Annotated in this window: 1 protein-coding gene; it reads right to left on the bottom strand. The window is 63.0% G+C overall.

Annotation, left to right across the window (positions count from 1 at the left end):
- Positions 1-62: 62 nt before the first annotated feature.
- Positions 63-335 (bottom strand): hypothetical protein, encoded by a 273-nt coding sequence (locus VH86_RS24565; RefSeq protein ID WP_045834440.1) that lies wholly within the window; start codon positions 333-335, stop codon positions 63-65.
- Positions 336-400 lie beyond the last annotated feature (65 nt).

The following is a 400-nucleotide window of genomic DNA, read 5'->3' as shown; positions in this document are numbered from 1 at the left end:
GGTAGCCGCGTCCTGCGGGCGTCCTGCCACTCTCCGCACTGGTCGGAGATTCGGTCTTCAGTTTACTTATTGTTACCGCCATCAGGGCCGGTCAGGGCACCGAATGCCAGCACGTCAGCGTCGCGGCTCTCTCGTGACTGGTTAAACTCGCTCTGCACCTCGCCCAGCGCCAGGGCAATGGCTGCACGCCTTTCCGGGTTCGTCTCGCCGCCGTTCATAGCGCGAAGCTGCCGTGCCACGCCGTCTGCGCTGATGTGGTCTTCGCTGCTCAGCAGCGCGACCACCGCCTCGCCCAGCACAACGTCGGCCAGACGAGTTAAATCTTTATTATTCATACCCGCATCTTCCGGTTCGTGCCTTCCGGGCAGGATGGCAGGACGGCCATTCCGGGCGGTCCTGA

It is taken from the genome of Pantoea sp. BL1 (genome assembly GCF_000963985.1).
GTDB classification, from domain to species: Bacteria; Pseudomonadota; Gammaproteobacteria; order Enterobacterales; family Enterobacteriaceae; genus Pantoea; species Pantoea rwandensis_B.
Note: the sequence above shows the minus strand (reverse complement) of the source record. Positions and strands in the feature narration are given on the sequence as shown.

What these genes read in the sequence shown, in the direction of transcription:
- VH86_RS24565 (WP_045834440.1), bottom strand. Translation starts at nt 335, where the DNA reads ATGAATAATAAAGATTTAACTCGTCTGGCCGACGTTGTGCTGGGCGAG.